The 15553-nt window shown below is 68.0% G+C and carries 12 protein-coding genes and 1 tRNA gene; 1 reads left to right on the top strand and 12 read right to left on the bottom strand.

From position 1 onward, the window contains the following. Window positions 1-18: 18 nt before the first annotated feature. From NUG20_RS13040 to thrS, 9 genes are all read right to left on the bottom strand, one after another. Window positions 19-95 (bottom strand) — tRNA-Pro (locus tag NUG20_RS13040). Between the two features lie 97 nt (window positions 96-192). After that, on the bottom strand, window positions 193-549 hold the full coding sequence (locus NUG20_RS13045; protein ID WP_009597860.1) for a MerR family transcriptional regulator: 357 nt from the start codon (window positions 547-549) through the stop codon (window positions 193-195). Further along, window positions 530-829, bottom strand: a complete 300-nt coding sequence (locus tag NUG20_RS13050) for an integration host factor subunit alpha (protein WP_003466661.1) — start codon at window positions 827-829, stop codon at window positions 530-532. The genes NUG20_RS13045 and NUG20_RS13050 overlap by 20 nt, the downstream gene beginning before the upstream one ends. A gap of 22 nt (window positions 830-851) precedes the next feature. Beyond that, a complete protein-coding gene (gene pheT / locus NUG20_RS13055; RefSeq protein ID WP_263394896.1) occupies window positions 852-3230 on the bottom strand; it encodes a phenylalanine--tRNA ligase subunit beta in 2379 nt (792 codons plus the stop codon). 120 nt (window positions 3231-3350) lie between these two features. Further along, window positions 3351-4346: a phenylalanine--tRNA ligase subunit alpha gene (gene pheS, locus NUG20_RS13060; RefSeq protein WP_263394897.1), complete on the bottom strand. Its 996-nt coding sequence runs from the start codon at window positions 4344-4346 to the stop codon at window positions 3351-3353. A gap of 203 nt (window positions 4347-4549) precedes the next feature. Next, window positions 4550-4909: a 50S ribosomal protein L20 gene (gene rplT, locus NUG20_RS13065; protein WP_003466653.1), complete on the bottom strand. Its 360-nt coding sequence runs from the start codon at window positions 4907-4909 to the stop codon at window positions 4550-4552. A 10-nt stretch (window positions 4910-4919) separates the two neighbouring features. After that, complete coding sequence (rpmI, locus tag NUG20_RS13070; protein WP_002811096.1) at window positions 4920-5117, bottom strand: 50S ribosomal protein L35; 198 nt, start codon at window positions 5115-5117, stop codon at window positions 4920-4922. 516 nt (window positions 5118-5633) lie between these two features. Continuing rightward, a complete protein-coding gene (gene infC / locus NUG20_RS13075; protein ID WP_074375534.1) occupies window positions 5634-6158 on the bottom strand; it encodes a translation initiation factor IF-3 in 525 nt (174 codons plus the stop codon). Window positions 6159-6221: 63 nt separating this feature from the next. After that, window positions 6222-8126, bottom strand: coding sequence for a threonine--tRNA ligase (gene thrS / locus NUG20_RS13080; protein WP_263394898.1), 1905 nt, complete (start codon window positions 8124-8126; stop codon window positions 6222-6224). A 456-nt stretch (window positions 8127-8582) separates the two neighbouring features. Here thrS and NUG20_RS13085 point away from each other — a divergent pair, with 456 nt between their 5' ends. After that, window positions 8583-9650 carry a LacI family DNA-binding transcriptional regulator gene (locus NUG20_RS13085; protein ID WP_263394899.1) on the top strand — a complete coding sequence of 356 codons (1068 nt, stop codon included), beginning with the start codon at window positions 8583-8585 and terminating at the stop codon, window positions 9648-9650. Window positions 9651-10003: 353 nt separating this feature from the next. Here the strand turns inward: NUG20_RS13085 and NUG20_RS13090 are convergent, their stop codons facing one another. Genes NUG20_RS13090 through NUG20_RS13100 form a run of 3 tightly spaced genes read right to left on the bottom strand, consistent with a single transcriptional unit; the run spans window position 10004 to window position 15380 of the window. Continuing rightward, window positions 10004-11680 (bottom strand): alpha-amylase family glycosyl hydrolase, encoded by a 1677-nt coding sequence (locus tag NUG20_RS13090; RefSeq protein ID WP_263394900.1) that lies wholly within the window; start codon window positions 11678-11680, stop codon window positions 10004-10006. Further along, entirely contained in the window at window positions 11677-13176 is a 1500-nt protein-coding gene (locus NUG20_RS13095; RefSeq protein ID WP_263394901.1) for an MFS transporter, read from the bottom strand. Before NUG20_RS13095 ends, NUG20_RS13090 begins: the two co-directional genes overlap by 4 nt. Beyond that, on the bottom strand, window positions 13173-15380 hold the full coding sequence (locus NUG20_RS13100) for an alpha-L-rhamnosidase-related protein (protein WP_263394902.1): 2208 nt from the start codon (window positions 15378-15380) through the stop codon (window positions 13173-13175). The genes NUG20_RS13095 and NUG20_RS13100 overlap by 4 nt, the downstream gene beginning before the upstream one ends. Between the last annotated feature and the right edge of the window lie 173 nt (window positions 15381-15553).

Here is a 15553-nt window from a genome sequence, read left to right on the forward strand (position 1 = left end):
GACATGGGCCTTCGAAGATGGTCGGGGTAGCCGGATTCGAACCGACGACCACTAGTCCCCCAGACTAGTGCGCTACCAGGCTGCGCTATACCCCGGTAAAAACGTCCGCCGTTGCGGCGGTCCCGCCTCGCGGCGAGTTGGCGATTATAGCGGGATTGGCGCGGCCATTCCTAGCCGGTCGCGCCGCTGCGCTCACCGCCGCAGCAACTGCAGCACTTCTTCCAGTTCCTGCCGCACCTGCTTGATGATCTGGTTGCTCAGCGCCGACTCCTGCCGCGCGCCCTCGCCTTCCAGGCGCAGCCGCGCACCGCCGATGGTATAGCCCTGTTCGTACAGCAGGCTGCGGATCTGCCGCACCATCAACACGTCGTGGCGCTGGTAGTAACGGCGGTTGCCGCGGCGCTTGACCGGCTCCAGGCTGGGGAACTCGGTTTCCCAGTAGCGCAGCACGTGCGGCTTGACGTCGCACAACTCGCTGACCTCACCGATGGTGAAGTAGCGCTTGGCCGGAATCGGCGGAAGTTCGCGGTTACTGCCCGGGTCCAGCATAAGCCTCCACTCGCTCCTTGAGTTTCTGTCCCGGGCGGAAGGTCACCACCGTCCGTGCCGAGATCGGAATTTCTTCGCCGGTCTTGGGATTGCGACCGGGCCGTTGGTTCTTGCGGCGCAGATCGAAGTTGCCGAAGCCGGACAGCTTCACCTGCCGTCCCTGCTCCAGCGCATCGCGCAGCACATCGAAGAAAGCATCGACGAATTCCTTGGCCTCGCGCTTGTTCAGCCCGACTTCGTCGAACAACCGTTCGGCCATTTCCGCTTTGGTCAACGCCATTGCCCTGCTATCCCCGTACGTCTCAGCCGCGAATCCGCGCATCGTGTTCGCGCGCCAGCGCCGCCACCGCATCGGCGACCACGGCATCCACATCGCGATCCGTCAGAGTGCGCGAGTTGTCCTGCAAAATCAAGCCCATAGCGAGACTCTTGAAACCCGCCTCGACCCCCGGCCCGACGTAGCGGTCGAACAGCACCACCTCGCGCAGCAGCGGCCCGACCGCGCCGCGCACGCTGCTGGCCAGCGCCGACCAGTCCACCGCCTCCGGCACCAGGAACGCCAGGTCGCGACGCACCGACGGGAACCGCGACAACTCGGCGGCACGCGGCAGCGCGCGCGCGGCCAGCGGCGCCAAATCCAGCTCGAACCCGAGTACGTCCACGTCGATCTGCATCGCCTGCAGCACCCGCGGATGCAGCTGGCCGATCCAACCGATCAGGGCACCGTCGCGATACACGTCGGCCGAGCGGGTCGGATGCGCGAACGAACGCGCCGACGGACGGTAGTCCAGGCGCGCGCCGGCGGCGCTGGCCAGCGCCTCCAGGTCGCCCTTCAGATCGTGGAAGTCGACCTTGCGCGCCGGCAGGCCCCACTGCAGCGCGTCGGCATCGCCGCACACCGCCGCGGCCACGCGCTGGGTCTCGGCTGGCGCCGCGCCGGCCGCCGCGGCCGCCTCGAACGCCTTGCCCAGCTCGAACAGGCGCACGCGCCCGGCCTGCCGCGCGGCGTTGCGGCCCAGCGCCGCGACCAGCCCGGGCAGCAGCGCCGGGCGCATCACCGCCAGTTCGGCGCTGAGCGGATTGGCCAGCGCCACGCGCCCGGCGTCCAGGCCCCACTGGTCCAGCAGGCCGGCATCGACGAAGGCGTAGTTGATGGTTTCCAGCATCTCGCGCGCGACCAGCTGGCGGCGCACGCTCAGTTCGTCCAGCTGCGTCTCGCTGCCCATGGCGATGCGCGACGCGCCGCCCGGCAGCGTGGTCGGCACGCGGTCGTAGCCGTGGATGCGCGCCAGTTCCTCGATCAGGTCCTCTTCCAGGGCGATGTCGAAGCGGCGGCTCGGCGCGGTGACCTGCCAGCCGTCGGCGGCGGCAACGACGGCCATGCCCAGCGCGCGCAGGATGCGCTCGATTTCGGCGTCGGCGATCTCGATGCCGAGCACGCGCACGATGCGCGCCCGGCGCAGCGCGATCGGCGCCGGCGCCGGCAGGTAGTCGGGCAGCTCGGCCTCGACCACCGGACCGGCACGGCCGCCGGCCAATTCCAGCACCAGCCGCGTCGCCAGTTCCAGCGCCTGCCGCGGCAACGCCGGATCCACGCCGCGCTCGAAGCGGTGGCCGGCATCGGTGTGCAGGCCGAGCTTGCGGCCGCGGCCCATGATCGCCGCCGGCGCGAAATGCGCCGCTTCCAGAAACACGTGCCGCGTCGCCTCGGTGACGCGGGTATCGTAGCCGCCCATCAGGCCGGCCAGGGCGACCACGCGGTCGCCGTCGGTGACGGCCAGGAAGCCGTCGTCGAGCGTCGCGTCGCGGCCGTCGAGCAGCTTCAGCGTCTCCCCGGCGCGCGCACGGCGCACCCCGACCGGGCCGTGCAGCGTGTCCAGGTCGAAGGCATGCATCGGCTGGCCCAGTTCCAGCATCACGTACTGAGTGACGTCGACCAGCAGCGACACCGGGCGCACGCCGCTGCGGCGCAGGCGCTCGGCCATCCACAGCGGCGTCTTCGCCGCCGGGTCCAGATCCTCCACGACGCGGCCGCAATAACGCGGCGCATCGCCGCCGGCGTCCAGGCGCACCTGGAGGCAGCGCTCGCTGGTCACCGCGACCGGCTCGGCCGCGAACGGCAGCACTTCGCTGGCGCAGGCCGCGGCCACGTCGTAGGCGATGCCACGCACGCCGAAGCAATCGGCGCGGTTCGGGGTCAGCTTGATCTCGATGCTGGCGTCGGGCAGGCCCAGGTACTCGGCCAGCGCCTGGCCGATCGGCGCGTCGCCGGGCAGTTCGAACAGGCCGGACGCATCGCTGTCCAGGCCCAGTTCCTTGGCCGAGCACAGCATGCCGTTGGATTCCACGCCGCGCAGCTTGGCCGCCTTGATCGCGATGCCGCCGACTTGGGCGCCGACCAGCGCCAACGGCGCGACCAACCCGGCGCGCGCGTTCGGCGCGCCGCAGACGATCTGCAGCAAGCCGCCCTGCCCGGCATCGACCTGGCATACCTGCAGCCGATCGGCCTCCGGATGCCGCGCCGCTTCGACGATGCGCGCCACCACCACCTGCTGCAGCGACTCGCCAAGCGGCGTGACCTCTTCGACTTCAAGACCGATAGCGGTCAGGGTCGCGGCCAGTTCGTCGCGCGAGGCCTGGGTGGGGACGTGGCTGCGCAGCCAGTTTTCGCTGAATTTCATTGAGAGGCCGGGATTGGGGATTCGGGATTGGAGATTCGTAACAGCGGCTTCATGCGGGACCAGAAACCAGGACGGACCCGCTTTCGCGAATCCCAAATCCCGAATCCCCAATCCCGGCCCTCAGGCAAACTGCCTGAGGAACCGCACATCGTTCTCGAAGAACGCGCGCAGGTCGTTGACGCCGTAGCGCAGCATCGCGAAGCGCTCCACGCCCATGCCGAAGGCGAAGCCGGTGTAGCGTTCCGGATCGATGCCGACGCTGCGCAGCACGTTCGGATGGACCATGCCGCAACCGAGCACTTCCAGCCAGCGGGTGCTGCCGTCGGGCTGCTGCCAGGCGATGTCCACTTCCGCGCCGGGTTCGACGAACGGGAAGTAGCTGGGACGGAAGCGCATCTCGAAATCGCGCTCGAAGAACGCGCGCACGAACTCGGACAAGGTGCCCTTGAGGTCGGCGAAGGTCGAATGCTCGTCGACCAGCAGGCCTTCGACCTGGTGGAACATCGGCGAATGGGTCTGGTCGCTGTCGCTGCGGTAGACCTTGCCGGCGGCGATCATGCGCAGCGGCGGCGCATGCTCGGCCATGTAGCGCACCTGCACGCCGGAGGTATGCGTGCGCAGCAGGCGGCCGTCGCCGAAGTAGAAGGTGTCGTGCATCGCCCGCGCCGGATGGTGCGGCGGAAAATTCAGCGCCTCGAAGTTGTGCCAGTCGTCCTCGATCTCCGGGCCGTCGGACAGCTCGTAGCCCAGCCGCGCGAAGATCTCGGTGATGCGCTCCAGCGTGCGCGTGACCGGATGCAGTCCGCCGCGCTCGCCGCGCCGGCCCGGCAGGGTCACGTCGATGCGCTCGGCCGCCAGGCGCGCGTCCAGCGCCGCGTTTTCCAGCAGCGCGCGGCGTTCGGCCAGCGCCGCGGACACCGCATCGCGCGCCTGGTTGATCGCCTCGCCGGCCAGCTTGCGCTGCTCCGGCGGCAATGCGCCGAGCTGCTTCAGCTGCGCGGTGATGCTGCCGCTCTTGCCCAGCAGCGCGACCCGCAGCTGCTCCAGCGCTTCGGGACTCTGCGCGGCGGCGATGTCCGCCAGCGCCTGCTCGCTCAGGGATTGGATTTCACTCATTGCACTCGCGCCTCAATTCAGCCGACCACCCGATCCGGATACGGCGCTCGGGAGACACCCGATCGCGCGCAACACTCGCTATCGGGATGCACAAAACGCAAAAAGGGGAAGGACTCGCGCCCTTCCCCTGCATGTCTGCTATTTCCCTGCTGTTGTTCAACAGTTCGCACATGGATGTGCGGGCCGTTGCAGAGGGACCTGCATTATGCCGCCAGCGCGCCCTTTGCCTTCTCCGCCAGGGCGGCAAAGCCCTGCGCGTCGTGCACGGCGATGTCCGCCAGCACCTTGCGGTCCAGGGTGATGCCGGCCTTGAGCAGGCCGTTCATGAAACGGCTGTAGCTCAGGCCGTTGATGCGGGCCGCCGCATTGATGCGGGTGATCCACAGCGAACGGAACACGCGCTTCTTCTGCTTGCGGCCGATGTAGGCGTACTGCTGCGCCTTGATCACCGCCTGCTTGGCGACGCGGAAGACCTTGCGACGGGCGTTGTAGTAGCCCTTGGCCAGGTTCAGAACTTTCTTGTGACGACGGCGTGCCTGGACGCCACGTTTTACTCGAGCCATGGTTCAGTCCTCAGAGGTAAGGCAGCATACGGTCAAGACGGCCAGCGTCCTCGGCACGAACATGGTTCGTCTGCCGCAGGTTGCGCTTCCGCTTGGTCGCTTTCTTGGTGAGGATATGGCTACGGTTGGCGTGGCCGCACTTGTACTTGCCGGAGGCGGTCTTGCGGAAACGCTTGGCCGCCGCCCGGTTGGTCTTGATCTTGGGCATTGCAATGTCCTTGATGGTGTTTTGTCACTGGTCAGGGCGGTGGCTTGCGCCACGCTTTCCATCCGTGCCCGTACCGGCTTGTAAGCCCTTGATCCTCAAAGAATCAGGGCGGGTCCTATTGCCGCTTTCACGGCAAACCCGATGCACTGGGCCGCGCATTATGCCAGGGCTTGGAATGCCTTGCAAATCATGCATTTCGATCTGGGCGCTGGCGCGCCGGGATTCGGGATTCGGGATTCGGGATTCGGAAAGGCTGCGGCATCGGCGGGTGCTTGCGCACCATCGGACAGGGAGCGCTCGCAGTGCGCTGCTGTCTCGAGCGGATACTGGCCCCGCCTTGCGCGCGACACCCGATGGGCGCAGCAGGCGACTTACTCTGGACAGCGGGCAGCCACGCACCTCCACCGCCTGACGGCGGCGGCAAGCGACATCGGAAAACGCGAAGGGCGCCAGCAGGCGCCCGGCAGCGGCCGCGCTCCCGCACATGGGCGGGGGCGCGATCCTGAGCTGCTGCGGTCAGCGCTTCTTCGGCGCGATCATCATCACCATCTGCCGGCCTTCCAGGCGCGGACGCGATTCGATGACGATGTCTTCGCCGAGGTCGGCTTCGATCCGCGACGCCATTTCGCGCCCGAGTTCCTGGTGGCTCATTTCGCGGCCACGGAAGCGGATGTTGACCTTGACCTTGTCGCCCTCTTCGAGGAAGCGGCGCATGTTGCGCAGCTTGATCTGGTAATCGCCTTCGTCCGTGACCGGACGGAACTTGATTTCCTTGATCTCGACCTGCTTGGTCTTCTTCTTGGCTTCGTTCGCCTTCTTCTGCTGCTCGAACTTGAACTTGCCGAAGTCCATGATCTTGCAGACCGGCGGATCGGCCTGCGGCTGGATCTCGACCAGGTCGAGCCCATCCTCTTCGGCCAGCGCCAACGCTTCGTCGCGCGTCAGCACGCCGACCATCTCGCCGTCCTTGCCGATCACGCGAACGCGCGGGACACGGATCTCTTGGTTCTTGCGGTTCTGTTTGTTGTCAGGGGTACTGATGTTGCAATCTCCCAGGGGAATCGGACCGACGCGGACGGAGGCTCCGCCCGCATCGGGGTTGTCTTACGCCAGCTGCTCGGCGAGCAGCCGTTCGGCGAAGGCGGCAACCGACATGGTTCCCAGATCCTCCCCCGATCGCGTGCGTACTGCAATGGCGCCGTTTTCCTTCTCGCGGTCGCCCGCCACCAACAGGTACGGCACCCGCTGCAGCGTGTGTTCGCGAATCTTATAGCCGATTTTTTCGTTCCGCAAATCGGCCTCGATGCGGAAGCCTTGATTTGCAAGGAGTTTCCGCACGCTGTCTACGTAGTCGGCCTGGGCATCGGTGATGTTCATCACCATCGCCTGCACCGGCGCCAGCCAGGCCGGGAACGCGCCGGCATGGTGCTCGATCAGGATGCCGATGAAGCGCTCCATCGAGCCGACGATGGCCCGGTGCAGCATGACCGGGTGCTTCTTCTGGCTGTTCTCGTCCACGTATTCGGCGCCGAGGCGGCCAGGCATCATGAAGTCCACCTGCATCGTGCCCAGCTGCCAGGTGCGGCCGATCGCGTCCTTCAGGTGGTACTCGATCTTGGGGCCGTAGAAGGCGCCCTCGCCCGGCAGTTCCTGCCATTCCACCCCGCACACGCCCAGGGCGCTGCGCAGCGCCGCCTCGGCCTTGTCCCAGGTCACGTCGTCGCCGAGGCGCTTTTCCGGGCGCAGCGCGATCTTGATCTGGATGTCGTCGAAGCCGAACGCGGCGTACACCGCCAGCGCCTGCTGATGGAACGCGGTGACCTCCGCCTCGATCTGCGACTCCAGGCAGAACACGTGTCCGTCGTCCTGGGTGAAGCCGCGCACGCGCAGGATGCCGTGCAGCGCGCCGGAGGGCTCGTTGCGGTGGCAGGCGCCGAACTCGCCATAGCGGATCGGCAGGTCGCGGTAGCTGTGCAGGCCCTGGTTGAACACCTGCACGTGGCCGGGGCAGTTCATCGGCTTGACCGCGTAGGTGCGCTTCTCCGACTCGGTGAAGAACATCGCGTCCTGGTAGTTGTCCCAGTGACCGGACTTCTGCCACAGCGACACGTCCAGGATCTGCGGGCAACGCACCTCGCCGTAGCCGCTGTCGCGGTAGACCTTGCGCATGTACTGCTCGACCACCTGCCACAGCGACCAGCCCTTGGGGTGCCAGAACACCAGGCCGGGCGCCTCTTCCTGCAGGTGGAACAGGTCCTGGGCCTTGCCGATCTTGCGGTGGTCGCGCTTGTCGGCCTCTTCCATGCGCAGGATGTAGGCGTCGAGCTGCTTCTTGTCGGCCCAGGCGGTGCCGTAGATGCGCTGCAGCTGCTCGTTCTTGGCGTCGCCGCGCCAGTAGGCGCCGGAGATGCGGGTCAGCTTGAACGCCTTGAGGAAGCGCGTGTTGGGCACGTGCGGGCCGCGGCACATGTCCACGTATTCCTGGTGGTAGTACAGGCCCATCGCGGTGATGTCGTCGGACATGTCCTCGATCAGGCGCAGCTTGTAGTCCTCGCCGCGCTGCCGGAACAGCTCGATCACCTCGGCGCGCGGAGTGACCTTCTTGACCACGTCGTAGTCCTGCGCGATCAGCTGCTGCATGCGCTGCTCGATCGCCGCCATGTCCTCGGGGGTGAACGGGCGCTCGCTGTAGATGTCGTAGTAGAAGCCTTCGGCGATGACCGGACCGATCACCATCTTGACCTCGGGGTACAGTTGCTTGACCGCGTGACCGACCAGGTGCGCGCAGGAGTGGCGGATGATCTCCACGCCCTCGGCGTCCTTGGCGGTGATGAGGCGCAGGCTGGCGTCGTGGTCGATCAGGTCGCTGGCGTCGACCAGGCGGCCGTCGACCTGGCCGGCGATGGTCGCCTTGGCCAGGCCCGGGCCGATGGACTGGGCCACGTCCATGGGGCTGACGGGGTGTTCGAATTCGCGGCGGCTGCCGTCGGGAAGCGTGATCGTGATCATGGGAGTCGGCAAGAAGGAAAGCGATGCGGAGCGGGCGTTTCCCGCCGCGCGCCGGAAGCCGGCGGCGCTAGGCGCGGGATACAAAGAAGGCGCCACAAGGGCGCCTGCTCGGACAGCCTTGGGCGGGTTTCATGCTGGGGCGATGGTAGTGCTCATGTCGCACGCTCGGCCGGCGTTGCCGCGGGCCACCCGTCATTCCGCGTTGAATAGTTGTGGAATGGTAAACCAATTCGGCGGCGTTGGGGATTTGGCGGGCTGGACGCTTGGTGTCGGGACCGGGGACCGGGGACCCGGACAAGCGCTTGGCTGTGGCTGACGGTGTGCATGGCAATCGATTGAAAGCCTGCCAGCACGGCAACAACGAAAGTTGCATGCACTGCGCTCTTCCGGGTCCCCGGTCCCTGATCCCTGGTCTCGCCCCAACGCTGCGCCGCAGCAAGTGCTATCCCGTACGCCATGGCATGCTTCGGACTGTTTCCCTGCAATGCGAGCGCCGTCATCAAAGGCAAGGCCACATCGCTCGATATCGCCTATCTGGCGGGCGTGTCGCAGCCCACCGTGTCGCGCGCCCTGCGCGGCAGCCCGGCGGTCAACGAGCAGACCCGGCGCAAGATCCTGGCGATCGCCAACGAGCTGAACTACAAGGTCGACAAGCACGCCTCCAGCCTGCGCCTGCGCAATGCCGGCACGTTGGCGTTGCTGTTCTTCGAAGACCCGACCACCGACGATTCGCTGATCAACCCGTTCTTCCACGCGATGCTGGGCTCGATCACCCGCGCCTGCGCGCGCCACGGCTACGACCTGCTGGTGTCGTTCCAGCAGCTGTCGGACAACTGGCGCGCCGACTACGGCGACAGCCAGAAGGCCGACGGCCTGATCCTGCTCGGCTACGGCGACTACCTGCAGGCGCAGCAGCGGCTGCAGCATCTGGTCGAGCAAGGCACCCACTTCGTGCGCTGGGGCGCGGTGCTGCCCGGACAGCCTGGGGTGTCGATCGGCAGCGACAACTTCCAGGGCGGCCACGACATCACCGCGCACCTGCTGGAGCAGGGCTGCCGGCGCGTCGCCTTCCTCGGCGACGCCTCGAACCACTATCCCGAATTCCTCGAGCGCTACCGCGGCCATGCCCAGGCCCTGCGCGCGGCCGGGTCGGACCTCGTGCCCGGGCTGCAGGTGGACGCAATCACCACCGAGCAATCCGGCTACGAGGCGGCGCAGGCGCTGCTGGGCGGCGGCGAACGCTTCGACGCGGTGTTCGCCGCCAGCGACCTGATCGCAATCGGCGCGCTGAAGGCGTTGCGCGAACACGGCCTGCGCGTGCCCGAGGACGTGGCCCTGGCCGGCTTCGACGACATCCCCATCGCCGCCTGCGTGGCGCCGGCGCTATCGACCGTGCAGCAGGACACCAAGCTGGCCGGCGCGGTGCTGGTCGAGACCCTGCTGGCGCAGATCGCCGGGCAGCCGGTCGACAGCCGCACCCTGCCGGTGACGCTGGCGTTGCGCGGCTCGTCGCTGCGCAGTTGACGGCATGGCGGCCTGCGGGCAGGCAGGCCCCGTGGCGTCCCGCTCTGGCGTGCCTGACAGACCCGCGCATGCCGTTCGTATTCGCCGCGATGAACGGCCAGTCCTGTTATCCAGTTTTGGAGCAGTCGGGATTGAAGTCCCTCCCACAGTGCACCCAGCGAGCTCGCCGCAAGTCACTGTGGGAGCGACTTCAATCGCGACGAACGGAGTCGGAGACCACAGCGATGCGGCAATCTGCATCGAGGCTCAAGCTCTCCTGCAGTGCCCGGCTTCTCGTAGAAGCGGCTTAGCCGTGACGCTCTACCCGATGGAGTGTCGCGGCTAAAGCCGCTCCTACGAGGGCAAGCATCAAGCTACTGCGGCGGCGCCACGCCGTCCTTGGCCGCCATCAGCCAAGCGAGCCGCGCGCGCAGATCCGGGCGCACGATCGGCGCATCGGACAGGAACACCCGCACGCCATGCGCCGGCACTTCGGCACGCAAGGCGTCCGCGACCTCGATCGCGCTGCCGTCGAAGCCGTCGCGCCAGGTGCCAGGCTGCAGGTAGCGGCTCGCCTCCAGCGTCTTCGGCGCATCGCTCTTGTTCAGCAGCACCAGCGCGGTCTGGGTGCTGCCCGCATGCTGGTACACGCGATAGAACACCGCTTCGTCGCCGGCCAGGCGCAGGTTGAGCTGCAGCCCACGCTGCAATGCCGGGCTGCGCTGGCGCAGCTGCGCGATGCGCTGCAACGGCGCGAAGATCGGGCCCTGCGGCGCGGCGTCTATCCGCTCCTGGCCGAAGTAGTTGCGGTTGCCGGCATGCTCGGCGCGGCCGCGCATGAAGCCGGTTTCCGAGCCGTAGTAGATCACCGGGATGCCGCGCGCGGTGAACAGCCAGTTGTGCGCATCGATGAAGCCGGCGTCGCTGGCGTCGAGCCGCGCCATGTCGTGGTTGTCGTAGAAGGTCATCAACTCGTACGGATTGGCGTACGGGCCGCGCTCCAGGTACAGCGGCGTCTGCAACTGCTCGAAGCCGCCGCGCGCATGCCCGAACACCGAGGCCAGCGCCTGCTTCAGCGGGAAATCCAGCACGCTGACCCCGGCATTGCGCGCCCAGGTGTGTCCGGCGATCTTGCGCGCGTCGTAATCGAAGGCCTCGCCGAACATGAACATGCCCGGCCGCTGCGCGCGAATGCGGCGCACGAATTCATGCCAGAAGCTGTCCGGCATCCAGCCGATGGTATCGATGCGGAAGGCGTCGGCGCCCTGCCCCAGCCATTGCGAATAGGCGCCGACCAGATACTCCATCACCGCCGGATTGCGTTCGTTGAAGTCCGACAGTTCGGCCAGGCCGCCGCCGGTGTTGTAGAACGCATGCAGCGGGTTGTGCGCCGGATCCAACTTGGCCGGTGGCAGGTTCTGGTGGTCGGCGACCAGTTTGCCGTCGCGATCGAACACCTGGCCGAACAGCGGTTGCCGCTTCGGCATCGAATAGGCCGGCGAGCCGTGGTTGCCGACGATGTCCAGCACCACCTTCAGGCGCTGCGCATGCATCGCCTGGGTGAAGCCGGCGAAATCCAGGCCTGGGCTGGGCAGGTGCTCGTCCAGCCTGTAGAAATTGACGCCCCAGTAGCCGTGGTAGCCGGTCTTGCCGCGATCGCTCAGGTTGCTGCCCCATGTGATCGGTTTGCCGCCGGTGAAGGCCTCGTCCGGATTGTCGACGATCGGCGTGATCCACACCGCGCCGAAGCCCAGGCCGCGGATATAGCCAGCATTGTCGACCACGCCCTTGAAGTCGCCGCCCAGGTAGCCGATGTTGTCGCTCTCGCCCGGCGGCGCCGGCAGCGGGATGTCGAAGGTGCGGTGCGCGCCGCCCTGGTCGCGATGGTCGTTGCCGGGATCGCCGTTGACGAAACGGTCGGTGACCACGAAATACACCGCCTCGCTGGCGAACGGCTCCAGCGTGCCGTAGTACTCCGCCGACTGCGCCCGCGCCGGTTGCGCGCAGGCGCCCAGCAGGGCCAGCGCCAGCAGCGACATCCGATAGGTCATTGCCTTGCTCCATGTTCGGCGGGAACCCGCAGCACGCACAGCGCCGCCAGCAGCAGGCTGGCGCCGCCGATGCCTAGCGCGTAAAGCGGCCGGCCGCCGAGCCAGTGGCTGAGCACGAAGCCCAGCACGCTGACCGCGACCAGCTGCGGGATCACGATGAAGAAATTGAAGATGCCCATGTACACGCCCATCTTCGCCGCCGGCACGCTGTCAGACAGCAAGGCGTACGGCAGCGACAGGATCGAGGCCCAGGCGAAGCCGACGCCGAGCATCGACAGCAGCAGCCACTGCGGATCGCGGATCCACAGGAACGACAGCAGGCCGGCCGCGCCCAGGCACAGGTTGAGCAGGTGGCTGACGCGCAGGCCGAACGCGCGCACCAGCAGCGGGATGACGATCGCCGCCAGCGCAGCGAAGCCGTTGTACGCGCCGAACAGCACGCCGACCCAGTTGGCGCCGTCGTTGTACGCTGCTGAGGTGACGTCGCTGGCGCCGTAGTGCGTCTGCGTCACCGCCGCGGTGGTGTAGATCCACATCGCGAACAGCGCGAACCACGAGAAGAACTGCACCCAGGCCAGGCGCCGCATCGCCTGCGGCATCGCCTGCACGTCGCGCATGATCGCCGCCAGCATGTGCTCGGGGCGCAGCCGCGGCGCCAGCCATTGCAACAGCCCATAGCCGACGAACAATCCTGCCAGCACGTACAGCATGCGGTCGCCGCCGCTCCAGAAGATCGCCGCCGCGCCGGCGAGGCCGAGCGCGAACCAGAGCGCCGCGACGCCATCGGAACGCGGCATGGTCGCCGCATGCTCGGCGACAAGCGGTGGCGCTGCATCGTCGAACCCCTGCAAGGTCTCGGGCGGATACTCGCGGGTGCGCAGCACGGTCCAGCCGATGGACAGGAACAGCACCGCGCCGCCCAGGTAGAACGCATAGCGCACCGTGGCCGGCACATGGCCGGGCGCGGCGGTATTGCTCACCCCCCAGTGCGCCAGCAGCCATGGCAGCATGCTCGCCACCACCGCGCCGACGCCGATGAAGAAGCTCTGCATCGCATAGCCGCTGGCGCGCTGGCGCTGCGGCAACTGGTCGCCGACGAAGGCGCGGAACGGCTCCATCGAGATATTGATCGACGCATCCAGGATCCACAGCGTGCCCGCGGCCACCCACAGCGCCGGCGAGTTTGGCATCGCCAGCAACGCCAGCGTGGTGAACAGCGCGCCGACCATGAAGTACGGGCGGCGCCGGCCGAAGCGGTTCCAGGTGCGGTCGGACAGATGGCCGACGATCGGCTGCACGATCAAGCCGGTCAGCGGCGCGGCGATCCACAAGCCCGGCACCTGCTCCATGTCCGCGCCCAGGGTCTGGAAGATGCGGCTGGCATTGGCGTTCTGCAGCGCGAAGCCGAACTGGATGCCGAGGAAGCCGAAGCACATGTTCCAGATCTGCCAGAACGACAGCGCCGGCTTGGCGCGCGGCATGGGCATGGCGCTCATCGGCGCACCTGCGCTGCGCCGGCCGGCGCGATCAGCAGTGCGGCGACGTCTGCGGCGTTGACCACGCCGTCGGCGCCGCCCTGGCCGCCGGTGTAGCGCGCGAAGTGCTGCAGCGCGCTCATGTTCGCCGCAGGCACCACCCGGATGCGGCAGGCCTGCCCGGCCTTCAGCGCGAACACCGCCGTAGTGGACTCCTGTTCGCCGACGCTGTGTGGCATCACCACCGGCATGCGTTGCGGCGCGGCGTCGCCGCACTGCAGCTGCAACTGTTTCACCGCGGCGGTGACGCCGGTATTGATCGGGCCATGCGCATTGACGTAGCGCAGGCTCAGCCGGTAGTCGCCATCGCGCGGCGTGGTCCAGCGCCAATCGTCGCCACCGGCCAGGCGCACCTCGTCGCCGACGCAGACGCTGGGACTGTGCAATGACTCCCACTGCGCGCCGCGCCGGGTCAGGCTCAGGCACTGCACCTGCTCGCGCAGCGGCAAGCGCGCACCGTCGGCAGCGCCCGGCTGGCGCTGGCCATCGACGTACAGCACCGTGTCGGCGGCCGCCGCGACGCGCCAGCCCTGCGCGTCGCGGTCGACGCGCGGCGCCGGTGGCGTCAGCGGGGCGAATGCATCCTTGGCCGCGAGCAGCGGCACCGGCGCACTCGCCGTGTCGCGCGCGACCAGTTGCACGGTGGTCACGCCGTCAGCGGTACGCGTGTCGCCAGCTACCAGCAGGTCGCCGTGCAGCTGCGCCTGCGCCGGCCGCCGCAGCACGATGCGCCGGTCGCGCAGTTGCAACGCGATCTCGTCGCGCTCGCCGAACAGCATCGGCACCAGGCTCACCGGCAGCTTGGGCGCGACCTGGCCATCGTCCTCCACGCCGAACACGCCTTCGATCACCATCGCCAGATAGCCGGCCACCGACCACAGCTGGCGCGGCGAATTGACCACCGGTCCGCTGAGCGGGCCATCGTCCACATGTGCGGCCTGGCTCAGGAATTCGTAGTTCTCCATGTTCGAACCGGCCAATGCGGCGCCACACAGCAGCGAGCGCACTTCGAAGGCGATGCGCGCGCTGTCGTCGGTATGCCGCGCCGCGCGCAGCGCATAAGCGCTGACGAACGGCCAGATCGCGCGATTGTGGTAGATCGGCACGTCCTGCTGCTGCGGCCACACCACCGGGCTACCCGCCTCGACCGCCGGATAGCGCGCCAGCGCCTGGCGCGCGCGTTCGCGCGGCAGCACGTCGGCCAGCACCGCCAGCGACAGGCCGAGCAGGTCGTAGCTCTCGTAGGCGACTGGATGCGCGGCGCTGCCGAGATAGCTGACGTAGGTGCCGCGGTCCTCGCGCCAGAAGCGCTGCGCGATCGCCTGTTTCAGCGCGTCAGCCCAGCCGGCGTAGCGCGCCGCGGGCACGTCGTCGCCCTGCTCGCGCGCCAGCCGCTCGCCCAGGCGCAGCGCCTGATAGTGCAGCACGTTGGTGGACAGCGCGTACGACTCGGCGATGAAGCGCACGTCGTTGCGGGTCCAGGCCGGATAGGTCTGTTCGCGCCAGTCCAGGAACGAGGTCTCGCCGCGGTACAGGCCGATCCGCGAATCGAATGCGAATTCGCGGTCCTGCGCCAGGGTCGCCGCGAGCGCGGCACGGGTCTCGGCGGCGAACGCCGCGTCGTCGAGCAGATGCCGCGCGGCTAGGAACCAGACCACGCGGTCGCTGCTCACCGGCCAGCTGCCGCCGGAGCCGGTATCCTGGGCCACGAACAGGCCCGGCCGCGCGTCCGCGCCGCGCATCGCCGAAAGCTTGAAACGCAGCGAGCGCCGGGTACGCTCCGGGTCCAGCCGCGCCAGCGCGAGATCGGCCGCGTAGCTGACGTCGCGGGTCCACACATAGGGCCAGCGTTCGCCGGTCTGATAGCAATCGCACGGCAACGGCTTGCCGTGGTCGAAGGCCGGATCGCGGATCGCGTCCACCTGGTCGTCGCGCAGTTCCTGCTGCGCCAGCGCGAACAGCGCATCGAACAGCGGGCTGGCGGTTTCGCTGCGCAGCGGCTGCGCCACCAGCGTGCGCGTGCCCTGCGCCGAGGTCAGCACGAAGCCGCCGTCGGCAGCGGCCGCGGCCTGCGCAGTCTGGCCGCGCCATTGCAACGACGTCTGCCACGCAGACGCCGACACCGCGGCACCCAAGGTGGCGGCCAAGCAGATCATCTTCAGCATCGAAGCGGCGGACCGGCTCGCGCCCGTCGGCCTCCCTCCCTCTTTGCCTGCATTGTGGGTTCGCAGCACCGGCATGCCGGCGCCGCGGTCGCGGCCTCTTCTTCGAGAAGCGCTGCAGACATGGTAGACGCGCCGCACCGTGGCGCGCACATCTGCATACGTATTCATCGCCC

Source organism: Xanthomonas sp. CFBP 8443 (assembly GCF_025666195.1).
Classification (GTDB): Bacteria; Pseudomonadota; Gammaproteobacteria; order Xanthomonadales; family Xanthomonadaceae; genus Xanthomonas_A.

Coding starts and splice junctions, on each gene's coding strand:
- NUG20_RS13090 (WP_263394900.1), bottom strand. CDS start 11,680: ATGACCTATCGGATGTCGCTGCTGGCGCTGGCCCTGCTGGGCGCCTGC.
- NUG20_RS13050 (WP_003466661.1), bottom strand. CDS start 829: ATGGCGTTGACCAAAGCGGAAATGGCCGAACGGTTGTTCGACGAAGTC.
- thrS (WP_263394898.1), bottom strand. CDS start 8,126: ATGATCACGATCACGCTTCCCGACGGCAGCCGCCGCGAATTCGAACAC.
- NUG20_RS13095 (WP_263394901.1), bottom strand. CDS start 13,176: ATGAGCGCCATGCCCATGCCGCGCGCCAAGCCGGCGCTGTCGTTCTGG.
- NUG20_RS13085 (WP_263394899.1), top strand. CDS start 8,583: ATGGCATGCTTCGGACTGTTTCCCTGCAATGCGAGCGCCGTCATCAAA.
- pheT (WP_263394896.1), bottom strand. CDS start 3,230: ATGAAATTCAGCGAAAACTGGCTGCGCAGCCACGTCCCCACCCAGGCC.
- NUG20_RS13100 (WP_263394902.1), bottom strand. CDS start 15,380: ATGCTGAAGATGATCTGCTTGGCCGCCACCTTGGGTGCCGCGGTGTCG.
- rpmI (WP_002811096.1), bottom strand. CDS start 5,117: ATGCCCAAGATCAAGACCAACCGGGCGGCGGCCAAGCGTTTCCGCAAG.
- rplT (WP_003466653.1), bottom strand. CDS start 4,909: ATGGCTCGAGTAAAACGTGGCGTCCAGGCACGCCGTCGTCACAAGAAA.
- pheS (WP_263394897.1), bottom strand. CDS start 4,346: ATGAGTGAAATCCAATCCCTGAGCGAGCAGGCGCTGGCGGACATCGCC.
- NUG20_RS13045 (WP_009597860.1), bottom strand. CDS start 549: ATGCTGGACCCGGGCAGTAACCGCGAACTTCCGCCGATTCCGGCCAAG.